This window comes from Streptomyces sp. NPDC048483 (genome assembly GCF_040651455.1).
Classification (GTDB): domain Bacteria; phylum Actinomycetota; class Actinomycetes; order Streptomycetales; family Streptomycetaceae; genus Streptomyces.
This window is the reverse complement of record NZ_JBEZJZ010000004.1, coordinates 101,565-116,453: the sequence shown is the minus strand read 5'-3', so window position 1 is coordinate 116,453 and position 14,889 is coordinate 101,565. Positions and strand designations below refer to the sequence as shown.

The 14,889-nt window shown below is 71.2% G+C and carries 18 protein-coding genes; 11 read left to right on the top strand and 7 right to left on the bottom strand.

What is annotated here, in order from left to right:
- Positions 1-202 precede the first annotated feature (202 nt).
- Together AB0D04_RS03630 and AB0D04_RS03625 are read left to right on the top strand one after the other, a co-directional pair.
- A complete protein-coding gene (locus AB0D04_RS03630; RefSeq protein ID WP_362698969.1) occupies positions 203-1,147 on the top strand; it encodes a beta-ketoacyl-ACP synthase III in 945 nt (314 codons plus the stop codon).
- Between the two features lie 165 nt (positions 1,148-1,312).
- Positions 1,313-1,519: a hypothetical protein gene (locus tag AB0D04_RS03625; protein ID WP_362698967.1), complete on the top strand. Its 207-nt coding sequence runs from the start codon at positions 1,313-1,315 to the stop codon at positions 1,517-1,519.
- A gap of 28 nt (positions 1,520-1,547) precedes the next feature.
- Here AB0D04_RS03625 and AB0D04_RS03620 read toward each other — a convergent pair whose 3' ends face one another.
- From AB0D04_RS03620 to AB0D04_RS03610, 3 genes are all read right to left on the bottom strand, one after another.
- Complete coding sequence (locus tag AB0D04_RS03620; protein WP_362698965.1) at positions 1,548-1,769, bottom strand: hypothetical protein; 222 nt, start codon at positions 1,767-1,769, stop codon at positions 1,548-1,550.
- A 69-nt stretch (positions 1,770-1,838) separates the two neighbouring features.
- A complete protein-coding gene (locus AB0D04_RS03615; RefSeq protein ID WP_362698963.1) occupies positions 1,839-2,765 on the bottom strand; it encodes a glutaminase in 927 nt (308 codons plus the stop codon).
- Positions 2,766-2,775: 10 nt separating this feature from the next.
- The gene (locus AB0D04_RS03610; protein WP_362698961.1) at positions 2,776-3,198 is read right to left on the bottom strand and encodes a helix-turn-helix domain-containing protein; all 423 of its coding nucleotides are present in this window, start codon (positions 3,196-3,198) and stop codon (positions 2,776-2,778) included.
- A 428-nt stretch (positions 3,199-3,626) separates the two neighbouring features.
- Between AB0D04_RS03610 and AB0D04_RS03605 the strand changes: the two genes are divergently transcribed.
- The 3 genes from AB0D04_RS03605 (at position 3,627) to AB0D04_RS03595 (ending at position 5,547) form a co-directional block, all read left to right on the top strand.
- Positions 3,627-3,860, top strand: a complete 234-nt coding sequence (locus AB0D04_RS03605) for a hypothetical protein (RefSeq protein WP_362698959.1) — start codon at positions 3,627-3,629, stop codon at positions 3,858-3,860.
- A gap of 154 nt (positions 3,861-4,014) precedes the next feature.
- Positions 4,015-4,605, top strand: coding sequence for an N-acetylmuramoyl-L-alanine amidase (locus AB0D04_RS03600; protein ID WP_362698957.1), 591 nt, complete (start codon positions 4,015-4,017; stop codon positions 4,603-4,605).
- A gap of 21 nt (positions 4,606-4,626) precedes the next feature.
- The gene (locus AB0D04_RS03595; RefSeq protein WP_362698955.1) at positions 4,627-5,547 is read left to right on the top strand and encodes a pyridoxal-phosphate dependent enzyme; all 921 of its coding nucleotides are present in this window, start codon (positions 4,627-4,629) and stop codon (positions 5,545-5,547) included.
- 15 nt (positions 5,548-5,562) lie between these two features.
- Here AB0D04_RS03595 and AB0D04_RS03590 read toward each other — a convergent pair whose 3' ends face one another.
- Positions 5,563-7,161 carry a Na+/H+ antiporter gene (locus AB0D04_RS03590; RefSeq protein ID WP_362698953.1) on the bottom strand — a complete coding sequence of 533 codons (1,599 nt, stop codon included), beginning with the start codon at positions 7,159-7,161 and terminating at the stop codon, positions 5,563-5,565.
- A 73-nt stretch (positions 7,162-7,234) separates the two neighbouring features.
- On the opposite strand from AB0D04_RS03590, the gene AB0D04_RS03585 reads away from it, so the two are divergent.
- From AB0D04_RS03585 to AB0D04_RS03570, 4 genes are all read left to right on the top strand, one after another.
- A complete protein-coding gene (locus AB0D04_RS03585; protein WP_362698951.1) occupies positions 7,235-7,495 on the top strand; it encodes a UBP-type zinc finger domain-containing protein in 261 nt (86 codons plus the stop codon).
- 52 nt (positions 7,496-7,547) lie between these two features.
- Entirely contained in the window at positions 7,548-8,036 is a 489-nt protein-coding gene (locus AB0D04_RS03580; RefSeq protein ID WP_362698949.1) for a GNAT family N-acetyltransferase, read from the top strand.
- Positions 8,037-8,341: 305 nt separating this feature from the next.
- On the top strand, positions 8,342-8,755 hold the full coding sequence (locus AB0D04_RS03575) for an anti-sigma factor (RefSeq protein ID WP_003985353.1): 414 nt from the start codon (positions 8,342-8,344) through the stop codon (positions 8,753-8,755).
- A 43-nt stretch (positions 8,756-8,798) separates the two neighbouring features.
- Positions 8,799-9,767, top strand: a complete 969-nt coding sequence (locus AB0D04_RS03570) for an RNA polymerase sigma factor SigF (protein ID WP_362699099.1) — start codon at positions 8,799-8,801, stop codon at positions 9,765-9,767.
- A gap of 175 nt (positions 9,768-9,942) precedes the next feature.
- Here AB0D04_RS03570 and AB0D04_RS03565 read toward each other — a convergent pair whose 3' ends face one another.
- Positions 9,943-10,410: a hypothetical protein gene (locus tag AB0D04_RS03565; RefSeq protein WP_362698947.1), complete on the bottom strand. Its 468-nt coding sequence runs from the start codon at positions 10,408-10,410 to the stop codon at positions 9,943-9,945.
- A 95-nt stretch (positions 10,411-10,505) separates the two neighbouring features.
- Here AB0D04_RS03565 and AB0D04_RS03560 point away from each other — a divergent pair, with 95 nt between their 5' ends.
- The gene (locus AB0D04_RS03560; RefSeq protein ID WP_362698945.1) at positions 10,506-11,489 is read left to right on the top strand and encodes a diacylglycerol kinase family protein; all 984 of its coding nucleotides are present in this window, start codon (positions 10,506-10,508) and stop codon (positions 11,487-11,489) included.
- 320 nt (positions 11,490-11,809) lie between these two features.
- Positions 11,810-12,067, top strand: coding sequence for a WhiB family transcriptional regulator (locus AB0D04_RS03555; protein ID WP_003983230.1), 258 nt, complete (start codon positions 11,810-11,812; stop codon positions 12,065-12,067).
- Between the two features lie 173 nt (positions 12,068-12,240).
- On the opposite strand, the gene AB0D04_RS03550 is transcribed toward AB0D04_RS03555, so the two are convergent.
- Both AB0D04_RS03550 and AB0D04_RS03545 read right to left on the bottom strand, forming a co-directional pair.
- Positions 12,241-13,713, bottom strand: coding sequence for a PAS domain-containing sensor histidine kinase (locus AB0D04_RS03550; protein WP_362698943.1), 1,473 nt, complete (start codon positions 13,711-13,713; stop codon positions 12,241-12,243).
- A gap of 406 nt (positions 13,714-14,119) precedes the next feature.
- Complete coding sequence (locus tag AB0D04_RS03545; protein WP_362698941.1) at positions 14,120-14,779, bottom strand: TetR/AcrR family transcriptional regulator; 660 nt, start codon at positions 14,777-14,779, stop codon at positions 14,120-14,122.
- Positions 14,780-14,889: the final 110 nt, after the last annotated feature.

The window sequence follows — 14,889 nt, the reverse complement described above, 5'->3', positions numbered from 1 at the left end:
GCGTACGCACCCCCGTCCGTACGCGCCCGCCCGGCACCGTGCACGTCCCCGGCACGGTGCGGGGCGCCCCGTGGAGACGGCCGAGCGGTCGGATCTCTCCAGTTCTGACAGCGGAAGATTGGCGGATCGCGCAACCGCCGGCCGGCACCCAAGGGTGAGACTGGTCGCGTACCCGCCCGCCCACGTACCTACAGGGGAACTCATGACGGGGTCACGCGTCCTGGCGCTCGGCCATTACCAGCCCTCCCGGGTGCTCACCAACGATGACCTCGCCCAGCTCGTCGAGACCGACGACGCCTGGATCCGCAGCCGCGTCGGCATCCGTACCCGGCACATCGCGGCGGCGGACGAGACGGTCGACTCGATGGCGGCCGAGGCCGCCGCCAAGGCGCTCGCCACGAGCGGAGTGGCCCCGCACGACATCGACCTCGTCCTGGTCGCCACCTGCACGGCCGCCGACCGCAGCCCGAACGCCGCGGCCCGGGTCGCCGCCCGCCTCGGTCTGGCCGCGCCGGCCACGATGGACATCAACGTCGTCTGCTCCGGCTTCACCCATGCGCTGGCCACCGCCGACCACGCCATCCGGGCCGGTTCGGCGAGAAACGCGCTGGTCATCGGGGCGGAGAAGTTCACCGACGTGGTCGACTGGAGCGACCGGACGACCTGCGTCCTGGTGGGCGACGGGGCCGGCGCCGCGGTGGTCACCGCCTCCGAGGAGCCGGAGCCGGGGATCGGCCCGGTGCTGTGGGGCTCGGTCCCCCAGATGGGCAATGCGGTACGGATCGAGGGCGAGCCGGCCCGGTTCGCCCAGGAGGGCCAGACGGTCTACCGCTGGGCAACCACCCAGCTCCCCGCCATCGCCCGCCAGGTCTGCGAGCGCTCCGGCATCCGCCCCGAGGACCTCGCCGGTGTGGTGCTCCACCAGGCCAACCTGCGGATCATCGAGCCGGTCGCGGAGCGGATCGGCGCCGTCAACGCAGTGGTCGCCAAGGACGTCGTCGACTCCGGCAACACCTCCGCCGCCTCGGTGCCGCTGGCCCTGTCCAAGCTGGTCGAACGCCGCGAGATCCCCTCCGGCGCACCTGTCCTCCTCTTCGCCTTCGGCGGCAATCTCTCGTACGCGGGGCAGGTCATCCGCTGCCCGTGAGGCGGGGTGTCCGGTTCCGTCCCGTGTCCGGTTCCGTCCCGTGTCCGATCCGTTCCGTGTCCGATTCGTTCAAGACCACGGCGCGGCGGGCTCCTGCGCTCGCCGCATGACCACCGCTCCTCCCCCTCCCCCGGTTCTCCCGCGCCCCGTTTCGCGGCCCTCGGCATGGTCGTCACCGATATGGCCGCCTCGCCCGCCTTCTACCGCCGCCCGGGCCTCGACGTCCCCGCCGGGGCGGACACCGCCCCGCACGCCGAGGCGCAGCTCCCCGGAGGGCTGCGCCTGAGGTGGGACGCGTTCTGTGGCCGGCGCTACGCGGTCGTACGGGATCCGGACGGCCGTGGGGTGGACCTCTTCGCACCGCCGGCGTAGCGGGCGCCGCCGCGGTACCTGCGCCTGCTCACGGCTGTTCGCGCAGGTACTGCGCGCCGCAGAGGAAGCAGAAGGGCTCGGCCTTGGGCGTGCCCCAGAGGTCGTGGGCCAGGACGGCGGCGGCCGGGGCCAGGTCCCGTCCGCACATCGCCGTGGTGCTGCCCACCCGGCACATGTGCCAGAGCTTGACCGGCGTGTCCTTGTGCGGCAGGACGCCTTCCTCGTATTCGGCGCGGATCTCGTGGTCCATGGCGGTGCACCTCCTAGCCCAACGATGCGCCGAGCGGGGGCGGGCCACAACGGCAGGCAGGCGGCCGGGTCAGAACACCGACCACCCGGTCAACGTCGTGAACTGGTCGAGCGCCGCCGCTCCCGCGACCGAGTTGCCGCGGGCGTCCAGCCCCGGACTCCACACGCACAGCGTGCAGCGGCCCGGCACCACGGCGACGATCCCGCCGCCGACGCCGCTCTTGGCGGGCAGCCCCACCCGGTAGGCGAACTCTCCCGCCGCGTCGTACGTCCCGCAGGTCAGCATCACCGCATTGATCCGCTTGGCCTCGCGCGCCTGAAGCAGCCGGCTGCCGTCGGCGCGCAGGCCGTGGCGGGCCAGGAAGCCGCCGGCGACGGCCAGGTCGCGGCAGCTCATCTCTATCGAGCACTGCCAGAAGTAGTGCTCGATGACGCTGGGGACGGGGTTCTCCAGGTTGCCGAAGGACGCCATGAAGTGCGCCAGCGCGGCGTTGCGGTCGCCGTGCTCGGCCTCGGAGCCGGCCACCGCCTGGTCGAAGGCCAGCTCCGGATTGCCGCTCTCCTCACGCAGGAAGTCCAGCAGCGAGGTGCTGGCGTCCCCGGTGAGGGTCTGGAGCCGGTCGGTGACCACCAGGGCGCCCGCGTTGATGAACGGGTTGCGCGGAATGCCGTTCTCCGCCTCCAGCTGGACCAGCGAGTTGAACGGCGTACCGGACGGCTCGCGGCCCACCCGCCGCCAGATGTCGCCGTCGCCGCCGCTGCTGTGGCTCTGGGCCATCACCAGCGCCAGCGAGAAGGTCTTCGAGATGGACTGGACGGAGAACGGGATCTCCCAGTCGCCGACCCCGTACACCTTGCCGTCGATGTCGGCGACCGCGATCCCGAAGCGGTCCGGGGCCACCCTTTCCAGCGCCGGTATGTAGTCGGCGACCTGTCCCTGCCCCACGTAGGGCCGGGCGTGGGCCGCTACCTCTTCGATCACGGCCTGGTAGTCCATGGGGCACACGCTAACCCGACGCGAGGACCACCCCCATCGGAGCCCCCGCCGGCGCCTTCACCTCGCGTGCGAGATGCGCCTGGTCCGCGCATCCGGCGCGGGCCGCGACCTCGGCGTACGGCGTCCCGGGGCGCGCGAGGGCGAGGGCCCGCACCAGCCGCAGCACCCGGGTGAGGGTCTTGGGGCCGTAGCCGAACGCGTCCAGGCTGAAGCGGTGCAGCCGGCGCTCGCCGATCCCGGCGGTGCGGGCGACCTCGGCGACGGGACGGCCGCGGGCCAGGGCCCCGGCGATGGCGGCGGTCCGGGCGTCCGGCGCCGGCGCCGGGGCCTCCCGCAAACGGGCCGCGGCGGCCTCCTCCAGTGCGCCCGCCCCTTCGTCGGCCACCCGCCCGGCCGGCTCACGCACCCGCCCCGCGGGCCACAGGTCCTCCAACGGGACCCGCGGATTTCGCAGTTCATGGGCCGGTACGCCGAAGACGGCGGGCCCCTGCCCGGGCGAGAACCGCAGCCCTGCGTAGCTCGTGCCGGGCGCCGCGCCACCCGCTCCGGCTGATACGGCCCGGTGTCTGGCCCCGCCACCAGGAGCCGCCCCTGCGTCCAGATCAGATCCGCAGAGCCGTCGGGCAGCACCGGCCGCGCCGAGGGCAGGAGGGTGTTGGTCCACAGCACCGCACCGGCAAGCCAGGACCTCCGCTCGCGGTATCCGCTTGCGCCGTGCGGCCCACCCGTGTCGCGCCCTTCGCCCCTGTACTCCAGCCTGGCACGGGAACCCCACGGCCGTCCGCGCCGTTGATTCCATTGATCGCTTTCATCCCTTACCTGACCTACGACAGCTACCGCAGCGACGTCACGGAGGCAGCAATGACAGGGTTTCTCGACCGGGCCAAGGAGCAGGCGCAGCGCGGCCTGGCGCAGGGCAAACAGAAGGTCGACGAGGTGCAGGCGCATCGCGCGGGCTCCGAGCTGGTGAGGAAACTGGGCGCCGCGTACTACGCCGAGCGCAGCGGCAGCGGCACACCCGAGGCGACCCGGGACGCGCTCGGCGCGCTCGAGGCCCACATCAACGCCCACGGGGACGCGTTCCTGCACAGCTGACGGCGGGGCCTCCCCGGCCGGAATCGCTCGCACACCCACCGAACAGCCGGTCCGTTTTATGCCGTTCCACTCCATCGGTCCCGACCCATCCCGTAGAAGCGAGGCATGAGGCGGTGCGCGGTCGGCGGCCGCCGCGTACGGATCGGAGCCGGTCATGGCCGTACCGCTGTCCGCTGCCCGTTTTCTCGATGCGCTCCAGGCCGAGGGGCTGCGGGTCGTCGAGGTGGGCGACTGGACGACGCACAACCGCGAGCACATGGGCCCGTGGGGTCCGGTGCACGGCGTCATGGTGCACCACACCGCGACGTCCGGCACCGAGAACACCGTGCGGCTCTGCTACAACGGCCACACGGACCTGCCGGGCCCGCTCTGCCACGGCGTGATCGCCAAGGACGGCACGGTGCACCTGGTCGGCTGCGGCCGCGCCAACCACGCCGGGCTCGGTGACGGCGACGTCCTGCGGGCGGTGACCGCCGAGAAGCGGCTGCCGCCGGCGAACGACACCGACACCGACGGCAATCAGGTCTTCTACGGCTTCGAGTGCGAGAACCTCGGCGACGGCTCGGATCCGTGGCCGTCGGCCCAGAAGGCGGCACTGGAGAAGGCCGCGGCCGCACTGTGCCGGGCTCACGGGTGGAGCGAGCGCTCGGTGATCGGTCATCGGGAGTGGCAGCCGGGCAAGATCGACCCGCGCGGCTTCACCATGGACCGGCTGCGCGAGCGCATCCGCGAACGCCTGAAGTGAGGGCGGGGGACAATGGGCGGCATGTCCCGCCCCGTCCCCGACCCCGATGCGCTGCGCCCCCGCCTCCCCTCGCCCCTCCAGGAGATCGAGGACGAGCCGTTCGCGCGGCGCGGCATCCGGCTGCTGCTCAAGCGGGACGACCTGATCCACCCCGACCTGCCGGGCAACAAGTGGCGCAAGCTCGCGCCCAACCTGCGGGCCGCTGCCGCGGCCGGTGAGCGCGCGCTGCTGACCTTCGGCGGCGCGTACTCCAACCATCTGCGCGCCACCGCGGCGGCCGGCCGTCTCCTCGGCTTCGCCACCATCGGCGTGGTCCGGGGCGACGAGCTGGCCGCCGCCCCCCTCAACCCGTCCCTGGCCCGCTGCGCCGCCGACGGCATGCGGCTGCACTTCCTCGACCGGGCCACCTACCGCCGCAAGACCGACCCGGACGTGCTCGCCGGCCTCCGCAGCCACTTCGGCGCCTTCCGCGTCATACCGGAGGGCGGCAGCAACTCCCTTGCCGCGCAAGGCTGTACGGAACTCGGACGCGAGCTGCGCGGCACCGCTGACACGGTCGCGGTGGCCTGCGGAACGGGCGGCACCCTGGCGGGACTGGCCGCCGGGCTCGCTCCGGACCAGCAGGCCATCGGCTTCCCCGTCCTCAAGGGCGGCGGCCCCGGTGGCCGGCACTTCCTCCAGGAGACGGTCGGGGAACTGCAACGCACGGCCTTCGGCGCCCGCCGCGGCAACTGGCGCCTGGACCCCCGCTTCCACGGCGGCGGATACGCCCGCACCACCCCCGAGCTCGACGCATTCGCCGCCGCCTTCGAGAACCGCCACGGCCTCCCCGTGGAACGCGTCTATGTCGCCAAGCTGCTGTACGGCCTGACGACCCTGGCCGAGGAGGACGCCTTCGCGCCGGGCAGCACGGTTGCGGCCGTCATCACCGGCACGCCGTAGGCCGGCCGGCCGCCCCTACGCCCGCTCCCGGTAGGCCGCCGCTTCCTCCAGGTCCAGCCGGCGCAGCAGCGTCCGCAGCATCTCGTCGTCGATGCGGCGGGCGTCGCGGAGTTCGACGAAGACCCGGCGCTCGGCGTCGATCATTTCGCGGGCGAGCCGGCGGTAGGTCTCGTCGGCGGATTCGCCGGTTTCCTCGTTGACCGTCCCCAGGCGTTCCCACACGGCGTTGCGGCGCCGCTCCAAAACGGTGCGCAGGCGGTCGGAGAGGGGCCCTGGAAGCGCGTTGCGGCGGTCCTCGAGGAGCTCGTCCAGCAGCGCCTCCGCCGCCCGTGAGGCCTCGCTCTGGGCCTGCGCCTCGGCGAGCGTCTCGGCCCGCGCGTCGCGGCCGGGCAGCTTCAGGGCGCGGATCAGCGGCGGCAGCGTCAGCCCCTGGACGACGAGGGTGGCGATGACGGTGGTGAAGGTCAGGAAAAGGACGAGGTTACGGGCCGGGAAGGGGCCGCCGGCCTGCACGGTGGCGGGGATGGAGAAGGCGATGGCCAGCGACACCACCCCGCGCATCCCGGCCCAGCCGACGACGACCGGCGCGGTCCAGTTCGTATCGGGTTCGCGGGCCCGGATCCGGGCCGACAGGGCGCGCGGCAGATACGTCGCGGGGAAGACCCAGACGAACCGCGCGACGACCACGACGGCGAACACCACGGCCGCGTACCAAAGGGCCTGGGCCGCGCTGAACTCCCCCAGGCCGCGCAGCACCACCCGCAGCTGGAGCCCGATCAGCGCGAAGACCGCGGACTCCAGCACGAAGGAGACGACCTTCCAGACGGCGTCCTCCTGGAGCCGGGTCTCGAAGTCGACCTGCCAGGAGCGGTGGCCCAGATAGAGGCCGACCACGACGACGGCGAGCACCCCGGAGGCGCCGACCTGTTCGGCGGCCGCATACGCCGTGAACGGGATGAGCAGCGAGAGGGTGTTCTCCAGCAGCGCCGAGTCCCGCAGCCGGAGGCGCAGCCAGTGCAGCGGCACCATCAGGACGACACCGATCCCGATGCCGCCGAGGGACGCGACGGCGAACTCCTTGATGCCGTCGGCCCAGGTGGCGGCGACCCCGACGGCCGCGGCCAGCGCCACCTTGTAGGCGGTGATCGCGGTGGCGTCGTTGACCAGCGATTCGCCCTGCAGAATCGTGGTGATCCGGCTGGGCAGCCCGAGCCGGCGGGCGATGGCGGTGGCCGCGACGGCGTCGGGCGGGGCGACGACGGCGCCCAGGACGAGCGCCGCGGTCAGGGGAAGATCCGGGATGACCAGGTAGGCGGCGTAGCCCACCACCAGGGTCGCGAACAGGACATAACCGAAGGACAGCAGCGCCACCGGCCGCAGGTTGGCCCGCAGGTCCAGGTACGAGCTGTCCAGTGCGGCGGTGTGCAGCAGAGGGGGCAGCAGCAGCGGCAGCACGATGTGCGGGTCGAGGGTGTAGTCGGGGATGCCGGGGATGTACGACGCCGCGAGCCCGGCGGTGACCAGCAGCAGAGGCGCCGGGACGGGGCTGCGCCGCGCCAGCCCGGCGACCGCCGCACTCCCCGCGACCAGCAACAGCAGCGGCATCACATCCATGGTCCCCGTCCCGTTCCCCGTGGCTTGGCAGGCGACGGCCTCCTTGGTCGCCCGGCGATCTAACCTGGCCATCATGAGTGAGTGCACGCATGTTCCCGAACTGCCGCGCGCCGAACCGGCCCCGCTGAGCGCCACCTGCCCGGAATGCCTGGCGGCCGGCAGCCACCCCGTACAACTGCGGCTGTGTCTGGTCTGCGGCCACGTCGGCTGCTGCGATTCCTCGCCGTACCGGCATGCGACCGCGCACTACAAGGAGACCGGCCACCCGGTGATGCGGTCGTTCGAACCGGGCGACGACTGGCGCTGGTGCTTCGTCGACCAGCTCCTGGTGTGAGGCACTCCCGGCCGCCCCGTTGGCCGCCCGGCCGCCCCTTTAGCCTTGCGGCATGATCCGCGAAGCGACACCCGGCGACGTCCCCGTCATCCTGGCCATGATCGGCGAGCTGGCCGCGTACGAGCGCGAGCCCGAGGCCGCACGGGCCACCGAGCCGCAGCTGAAGGAGGCGCTCTTCGGAACCCACCCGGCGGCCTTCGCCCTGATCGCGGAGGCGGCCGGCGCCCCGGTGGGCTTTGCCCTGTGGTTCCGGAACTTCTCGACCTGGACGGGCACGCACGGTGTCTATCTGGAGGACCTGTACGTCCGTCCCGAGGCGCGCGGCGGCGGCCACGGCAAGGCGCTGCTCGCGGCCCTGGCCGAGATCTGCGTGGCTCGCGGCTACGAGCGTTTCGAGTGGTCGGTCCTGGATTGGAATGAACCGTCCATCGGCTTTTACCGGTCGATCGGCGCGCAACCCATGGACGAATGGACGGTCTTCCGGCTCACTGGAGAGGCGCTGCACGACCTTGCCGCCTCCCCGCGCGTCAACGGAGCGTAATCGGGATGGATTTGACAGTGCCGACCTCTAGCCACGGTGTGTACCCATAGCCGTACAATAAGTAACAGTGAGTGAGCGCTACGGCGCCGGGCGACTCCGGGCCGAAGCGTCGCCCGGACGGCAGCCGTGCTCCTTCCGGGCGACATCGGCCCGCAGATCGCGATAGCGTCACAGCCGAACCATGTGCTGCGCTGATTCGTTCTCCTTTCACCCGATGGGAGAACGCGACCGGCGTGGATGTCCCGAAGCCCTCGGCGGCATCCAGCATTCCAGCTCAACCAGCTTGTGCCACCTTGGAGGTGAGGGTGTCCCAGATCGCAGGCGAGCCCGGGACTCAGGACTTCGTGGAAGTCCGTCTGCCCGCTGCGGGTGCCTACCTGTCTGTGCTGCGTACGGCCACGGCCGGACTCGCAGCCCGCTTGGACTTCACCCTCGACGAGATCGAGGATCTGCGCATCGCGGTCGACGAGGCCTGCGCGATCCTGCTGCAACAGGCCGTCCCCGGCAGTGTGCTGAGCTGCGTCTTCCGTCTGATCGATGACGCGCTGCAGGTGACCGTGTCGGCTCCGACGACCGACGGCCGTGCCCCGGAGCGCGACACCTTCGCCTGGACGGTGCTCTCCGCGCTGGCCGGCAAGGTCGATTCCACCGTCGCCGAGGACCGTACGGTCACCATCAGCCTGTACAAGGAGCGCGGCGCCGGTCCCGGACCGTCATGACCGAGCAGGGGGCCCCGTGAAAGATCTCGAACGCGGCACGCGGATGGCGTCCGGTGTGGCCATCCCCGAGCAGCAGGCCCGGCCGCATCCGGTGGGCACGGACGACCACGGCGGCCGGTTGGACGCGGCGGAGCAGGCAGAGCGGGCGGACCACATGGACCAGAGCGAGCAGCAGGGGCAGCAGGCGGACCGGCACGATCCACCGGTCGCCGACCAGAAGCCCCAGGAAGAACAGCATCACCACGGGCCGCGCGATCCCCAGGACCGCAGCGGCGCGCGGGCGATGTTCTACGAGCTGCGCAAGCTCCCCGACGGCTCTGCGGAGCGCGCGGAGCTGCGCAACACCCTGGTGCGGATGCATCTGCCGCTCGTCGAGCATCTGGCGCGGCGGTTCCGCAACCGCGGCGAGCCGCTGGACGATCTGACCCAGGTCGCCACCATCGGTCTGATCAAGTCGGTGGACCGCTTCGACCCGGAGCGCGGCGTGGAGTTCTCCACGTACGCCACCCCCACCGTCGTCGGCGAGATCAAGCGGCACTTCCGCGACAAGGGCTGGGCGGTCCGCGTCCCGCGCCGCCTCCAGGAGCTGCGGCTGTCACTGACCACCGCGACCGCCGAGCTCTCCCAGCGCCATGGCCGGGCACCGACGGTTCATGAGCTGGCCGAGCACCTGGGGATCTCCGAGGAGGAGGTCCTGGAGGGCCTGGAGTCGGCGAACGCGTACAGCACGCTCTCCCTGGACGTGCCGGACACGGACGACGAGTCCCCGGCCGTCGCCGACACCCTCGGCGCCGAGGACGAGGCGCTGGAGGGGGTGGAGTACCGCGAGTCGCTCAAGCCGCTGCTGGAGGATCTTCCGCCGCGCGAGAAGAAGATCCTGCTGCTCCGCTTCTTCGGCAACATGACCCAGTCCCAGATCGCCCAGGAGGTCGGCATCTCCCAGATGCATGTCTCACGCCTCCTGGCCCGCACACTCGCGCAGCTGCGGGACAAGCTCCTGGTGGAGGAGTGAGCCGGCCTCCATGAACGGCGATGGGCGGGGTCCGTACGGGCCCCGCCCACTTGCTCTCCGGCCACGGGAATACCCCCCCCCGGGGCCACCACGTTCGGGAATACCCACCCCGGCCACCCCGTTGTGGCCCCGCAGGGGGCCTTTCCGTCCCCTACGGCATCCGTTCGACCTCCCCTTAGGGGACGTCCGTTTCCCGGGGGCCGATGCCCAGCGCCGCGGTGGCCGTCGGGGTGACCAGCAGGACGAGCACCACGATCGCCCCGGCCGCGAGCCCGGCCCCGGCCGCGATCAGCGCCCCGCCGCCCTTGATCAGCGTCCAGGCCACCGGCAGCGCCACGATCTGGGTGATCAGCGAGGGGCCGCGGCTCCAGCGGCGGCGCAGCCACAGTCCGCGCGCGGCGACGAGCGGCAGACCGGCGAGCGCAAGCACGGTCACCCCACCCGTCACCGCCTGCTGCGGACTGTCCGGCGACCCGGCCAGCCCCATGACCAGCATGTACGCGCCCAGGGCGGCCAGCGCCAGCCCCTCGACGGCGGTGAGCGCCGCGGCGGCGCTCAGCCGGGCGGGCCGCGGGCCGGTCGGCTGGGGTACGGCGGGGGTGCCGGCGGCGCGCTTCGCGGACTGCTTCTGCTGACTGCTCACCCCAGCAGGGTAGCGCCGGTGGCGTACGGGGCCGGGCCCGCCCGAACCGGGACGGGGCGTGAGAGGAGTACCGGCAGGTCGGTACGCTGCTTCGTATGCGCGCACTTCTCGTGGTCAATCCCGCAGCAACCACCACCAGTGCCCGCACCCGTGAAGTGCTCACGCATGCGCTCGCCAGCGACCTCAAGCTGGAGGTCGCCGAGACGAAGTACCGCGGGCACGCCCGTGACCTGGCCCAGGAGGCCACCGAGGGCGGCGAGACGGAACTGGTCGTGGCGCTCGGCGGCGACGGCACGGTCAACGAGGTCGTCAACGGCCTGCTGACGAACGGCCCCGATCCGGACGCGCACCCCCGGCTGGCCGTCGTCCCCGGTGGCTCCACCAATGTCTTCGCCCGCGCGCTCGGCCTGCCCAATGACGTGGTGGAGGCGACCGGCGCTCTGCTGGACGCGCTGCGCGACCGCAGCGAGCGCACGATCGGCCTGGGCCTGGCCTCCGGTACCCCGGGCAGCAAGGACGAGGGCGCGCCGCCCCGGTGGTTCACCTTCTGCGCGGGCTTCGGCTTCGATGCGGGCGTCGTGGGCCGGGTCGAGCAGCAGCGCGAACGCGGCAAGCGTTCGACGCATGCCCTGTACGTGCGACAGTTCGTACGTCAGTACCTGGGCGAGCGGAACCGCCGGCACGGCTCCATCACCCTCGAACGTCCGGGGAGCCGGGACGGCTCCACGGAGGTCGTCGAGGACCTGGTGATGTCCATAATCTGCAACACCGCCCCCTGGACCTACCTGGGCAATCGCCCGATCTACCCGTCCCCCCGGGCATCGTTCGACTCCGGGCTGGACCTGTTCGCACTGGGCAAGCTGTCGGCCCCGGCGGTGGCCCAATACGGCACCCAGCTGCTGACGTCAACACCGCACCGCGGGCCGCGGGGCAAGCAGGCGGTCTCACTGCATGACCTCACGGAGTTCACCTTGCATTCGCAGGCGCCACTGCCGTTCCAGATGGACGGGGATCACCTGGGACTGCGTACGAGTGTGACGTTCACAGGCGTTCGCCGTGCACTGCGTGTGATTGTGTGAGCAGTAGAGCCTAAAGTCCTTTCACTCGAACGTTTAGGCTGTCTCCCACCCCATGGAATGACGGCTGTGACCGAGGCGACACCAAGGAATCAAAAAAAAGTTTCCGGAAGGGGTTGTATCCGCAGCCGAGGTTTGCGAGTCTCTTCATGGCGATCGGGACGGCCGCTCTACCGGCCCCCTTGAGAGCCCGAATCCTCCTCCTCATTCCACAGGACCGCGCCAGTTCACGACTGGATTTCGGCCCTTCCCTTGTGGAGGGATTCGTGAAAGCGTTCACATTCACAAGCAACGTTCCCGTCATACGAGGAGATGGAGCAGCCATGGACTGGCGTCACCGCGCCGTTTGCCGCGAAGAAGACCCCGAGCTCTTCTTCCCTATCGGCAACACCGGTCCTGCGCTGCTGCAGATCGAGGAAGCCAAGGCCGTCTGCCGCCGCTGCCCCGTCATGGAGCAGTGCCTGCAGTGGGCGCTCGAGTCCGGCCAGGACTCCGGCGTCTGGGGTGGTCTGAGCGAGGACGAGCGCCGCGCAATGAAGCGCCGTGCAGCTCGCAACCGGGCGCGCAACGCCAGCGCCTGAGCCAGCCGCCCCGTGGCCCCCGAGCCGCAGCGCGCAGTACCCCCGATGCAGCCCCGGCGCTGAAAAGCCAGGTCGTTATCGCATCGCAATAGCTTTGAGCCCCGGACCAGATGGGTCCGGGGCTTGCTGCTGTTCAGGGGCCCGTACGGGTGTTCAGGGGCCGGGACAGGCGCTCAGTGCTGCTTCTCGGCCCGGACGGGAACATCGAGAACGACCTGGGTGCCGCGCTCCGGCGCCCGCACCATGTCGAACGTGCCGCCCAACTCCCCCTCCACCAGGGTCCGTACGATCTGCAGCCCCAGGTTTCCGGCGCGCTGCGGGTCGAATCCCTCCGGCAGACCGCGGCCGTTGTCCTGGACGGTGACCCGCAGCCGCGGCTCCGTACGGCTGCCGCCGCGCACCGCGCCGACCTCGACGGTGCCGCCTTCTGCCTGGTCAAAGGCATGCTCCAGGGCGTTCTGGAGGATCTCGGTGAGCACCATCGACAGCGGGGTGGCGACCTCGGCGTCCAGGATGCCGAAGCGGCCGGTGCGCCGGGTGGTCACCTTTCCGGGAGAGATCTCGGCGACCATGGCCAGCACCCGGTCGGCGATCTCGTCGAACTCGACCCGCTCATCGAGGTTCTGCGACAGCGTCTCGTGCACGATCGCGATCGAACCGACCCGGCGGACCGCCTCATTGAGCGCCTCGCGGCCCTGTGCGGAATCCATCCGGCGGGCCTGCAAGCGCAACAACGCGGCAACGGTCTGGAGATTGTTCTTCACCCGGTGGTGGATTTCCCGGATGGTCGCGTCCTTGGTGATCAGTTCCCGCTCACGACGTCGCAGTTCGGTAACGTCGCGCAGCAGCACCAGGGAACCGATGTGCGTACCCTTCGGCTTGAGCGGAATGGCGCGCAATTGGATCACGCCGTCATTGCCCTCGACCTCGAATTCCCGGGGGGCCCAGCCGCTGGCCAGCTTGACCAGGGCCTCGTCCACCGGGCCGCGGGCGGGCGCCAGTTCGGCGGTGGCCTGTCCGAGGTGGTGGCCCACCAGGTCGGCGGCGAGGCCGAGCCGGTGGTAGGCGGAGAGCGCATTGGGGCTGGCGTACTGGACCACGCCGTCCGCGTCGAGCCGGATCAGGCCGTCGCCGGCGCGCGGCGAGGCGTCCATGTCGACCTGCTGGCCCGGGAAGGGAAACGATCCTGCGGCGATCATCTGGGCGAGGTCGGAGGCGCTCTGGAGGTAGGTGAGCTCCAGGCGGCTGGGGGTCCGCACGGTCAGCAGGTTCGTATTACGGGCGATCACGCCGAGCACCCGCCCGTCGCGGCGGACGGGGATGGACTCGACCCGTACCGGCACCTCCTCCCGCCACTCGGGGTCGCCCTCGCGCACGATGCGTCCCTCGTCCAGGGCGGAGTCCAGCATCGGACGGCGGCCGCGGGGAACGAGATGGCCGACCATGTCGTCCTGATAGGAGGTCGGCCCGGTGTTGGGCCGCATCTGGGCGACGGATACGTAACGGGTGCCGTCGAGGGTGGGAACCCACAGCACAAGATCGGCGAAGGAGAGGTCGGAGAGCAGCTGCCACTCCGAGACCAGCATGTGCAGCCACTCGAGGTCGGAATCGCTCAGAGCGGTGTGCTGGCGTACGAGATCGTTCATGGAGGGCACATCTTGGAGCCTACCGGCGTACGGTGTACCTGTTGTTCCGGCGTATCTTCTGTTCGGCCCCTCGCCCGCCGCGCTGTCCCTCCGCAGCCGTGGTCCGTGCAAGGGCATGGACAACCGAGAATGGTCTAGTCCAGAATGTCGGGCGCAACACATTTTCTGGGGGATGTCCCCGGATCCTGCTCCTCCGTTCTCCCCGCACAGGAGAGCGGAACGAGGCCCGCGGCGCTCTCTGCCCTGACTGCGCCGAGGCCTCCGATCGACCGGTCCCGGCCGGGGCCGTGCCCCTACCGCACATGGGGTACATCCCGGCTGAAAACGGGGTCGGCCGATGTCAGCTCCGGGCTGCGGTGCCGGACAGGTTGAGGGTCCTGTCCCGGCGCCGCGGCCCGCGGGTGCTTCAGGGGCCGTCCGCCATACGGGCCCCCTCCCCCTCCCCCTCCTTCTCCTCCGTCTTGGGCCAGGCCGTCATCGCCAGCTCCGCGATGGCCTCCAGGGTCGACCGGTCCGCGCCGTCGCGCGCCTGCTGTGACATGCCCTGGACGACGGCCCCCAGGTAATGGGCGAGCGCGGCCGCGTCCGTGGTGGCGGGAAGCCCGCCGCAGGCGATGTCCACCACGATGGCCCGCTCGAACTCCCGGACGTTCGCCAGCCGCATCTCCCGCAGCGATTCGGCGACTTCGGCGGATGCCGGGGCGGTGTTCAGGCCGGCGCTGATGACGAGGCAGCCGCGGGGGTGGCCGGGCAGGGTGTATTCGGCCGCGGCCTCGCGCAGCGCGCGTTCGACTCCGCGGCGGGCGGTCGGTTCCTCGGCCACGGCGCGGGAAATGAAGCCGCCGTAGAGCCGCCTGTACCCGGCCACCACCTCATCGAACAGCGCCCGTTTGTCGCCGAAGGCGGCGTACAGGCTGGGGGCGCTGATGCCCATGGTGCGGGTGAGGTCGGAGATGGACGTGGCCTCGTAACCGTGCTCCCAGAAGGACCGAATCGCCTGCTCCAGAGCCGTCTCCCGGTCGAAGGAGCGGGGCCGGCCGCGCTGTTTCGTTTCCTTGGCTGCCATGGGGTGAATTTTATAGCGGTCGGTACGGAAGCCGTGCTACGGTTTTTCTGTAGCGAGCGATACAGAAAGCGCTCGGTGCGGGGTGCTGGTGCGTGACTTCGGTGCGCGCA

Bases quoted from the DNA above. Each gene is read 5' to 3' on its own strand.
- AB0D04_RS03570 (WP_362699099.1), top strand. From the start codon at position 8,799: ATGGCGTCCGGTGTGGCCATCCCCGAGCAGCAGGCCCGGCCGCATCCG.
- AB0D04_RS03625 (WP_362698967.1), top strand. From the start codon at position 1,313: ATGGTCGTCACCGATATGGCCGCCTCGCCCGCCTTCTACCGCCGCCCG.
- AB0D04_RS03605 (WP_362698959.1), top strand. From the start codon at position 3,627: ATGACAGGGTTTCTCGACCGGGCCAAGGAGCAGGCGCAGCGCGGCCTG.
- AB0D04_RS03595 (WP_362698955.1), top strand. From the start codon at position 4,627: ATGTCCCGCCCCGTCCCCGACCCCGATGCGCTGCGCCCCCGCCTCCCC.
- AB0D04_RS03585 (WP_362698951.1), top strand. From the start codon at position 7,235: ATGAGTGAGTGCACGCATGTTCCCGAACTGCCGCGCGCCGAACCGGCC.
- AB0D04_RS03600 (WP_362698957.1), top strand. From the start codon at position 4,015: ATGGCCGTACCGCTGTCCGCTGCCCGTTTTCTCGATGCGCTCCAGGCC.
- AB0D04_RS03545 (WP_362698941.1), bottom strand. From the start codon at position 14,779: ATGGCAGCCAAGGAAACGAAACAGCGCGGCCGGCCCCGCTCCTTCGAC.
- AB0D04_RS03550 (WP_362698943.1), bottom strand. From the start codon at position 13,713: ATGAACGATCTCGTACGCCAGCACACCGCTCTGAGCGATTCCGACCTC.
- AB0D04_RS03555 (WP_003983230.1), top strand. From the start codon at position 11,810: ATGGACTGGCGTCACCGCGCCGTTTGCCGCGAAGAAGACCCCGAGCTC.
- AB0D04_RS03560 (WP_362698945.1), top strand. From the start codon at position 10,506: ATGCGCGCACTTCTCGTGGTCAATCCCGCAGCAACCACCACCAGTGCC.
- AB0D04_RS03590 (WP_362698953.1), bottom strand. From the start codon at position 7,161: ATGGATGTGATGCCGCTGCTGTTGCTGGTCGCGGGGAGTGCGGCGGTC.
- AB0D04_RS03580 (WP_362698949.1), top strand. From the start codon at position 7,548: ATGATCCGCGAAGCGACACCCGGCGACGTCCCCGTCATCCTGGCCATG.
- AB0D04_RS03615 (WP_362698963.1), bottom strand. From the start codon at position 2,765: ATGGACTACCAGGCCGTGATCGAAGAGGTAGCGGCCCACGCCCGGCCC.
- AB0D04_RS03630 (WP_362698969.1), top strand. From the start codon at position 203: ATGACGGGGTCACGCGTCCTGGCGCTCGGCCATTACCAGCCCTCCCGG.
- AB0D04_RS03620 (WP_362698965.1), bottom strand. From the start codon at position 1,769: ATGGACCACGAGATCCGCGCCGAATACGAGGAAGGCGTCCTGCCGCAC.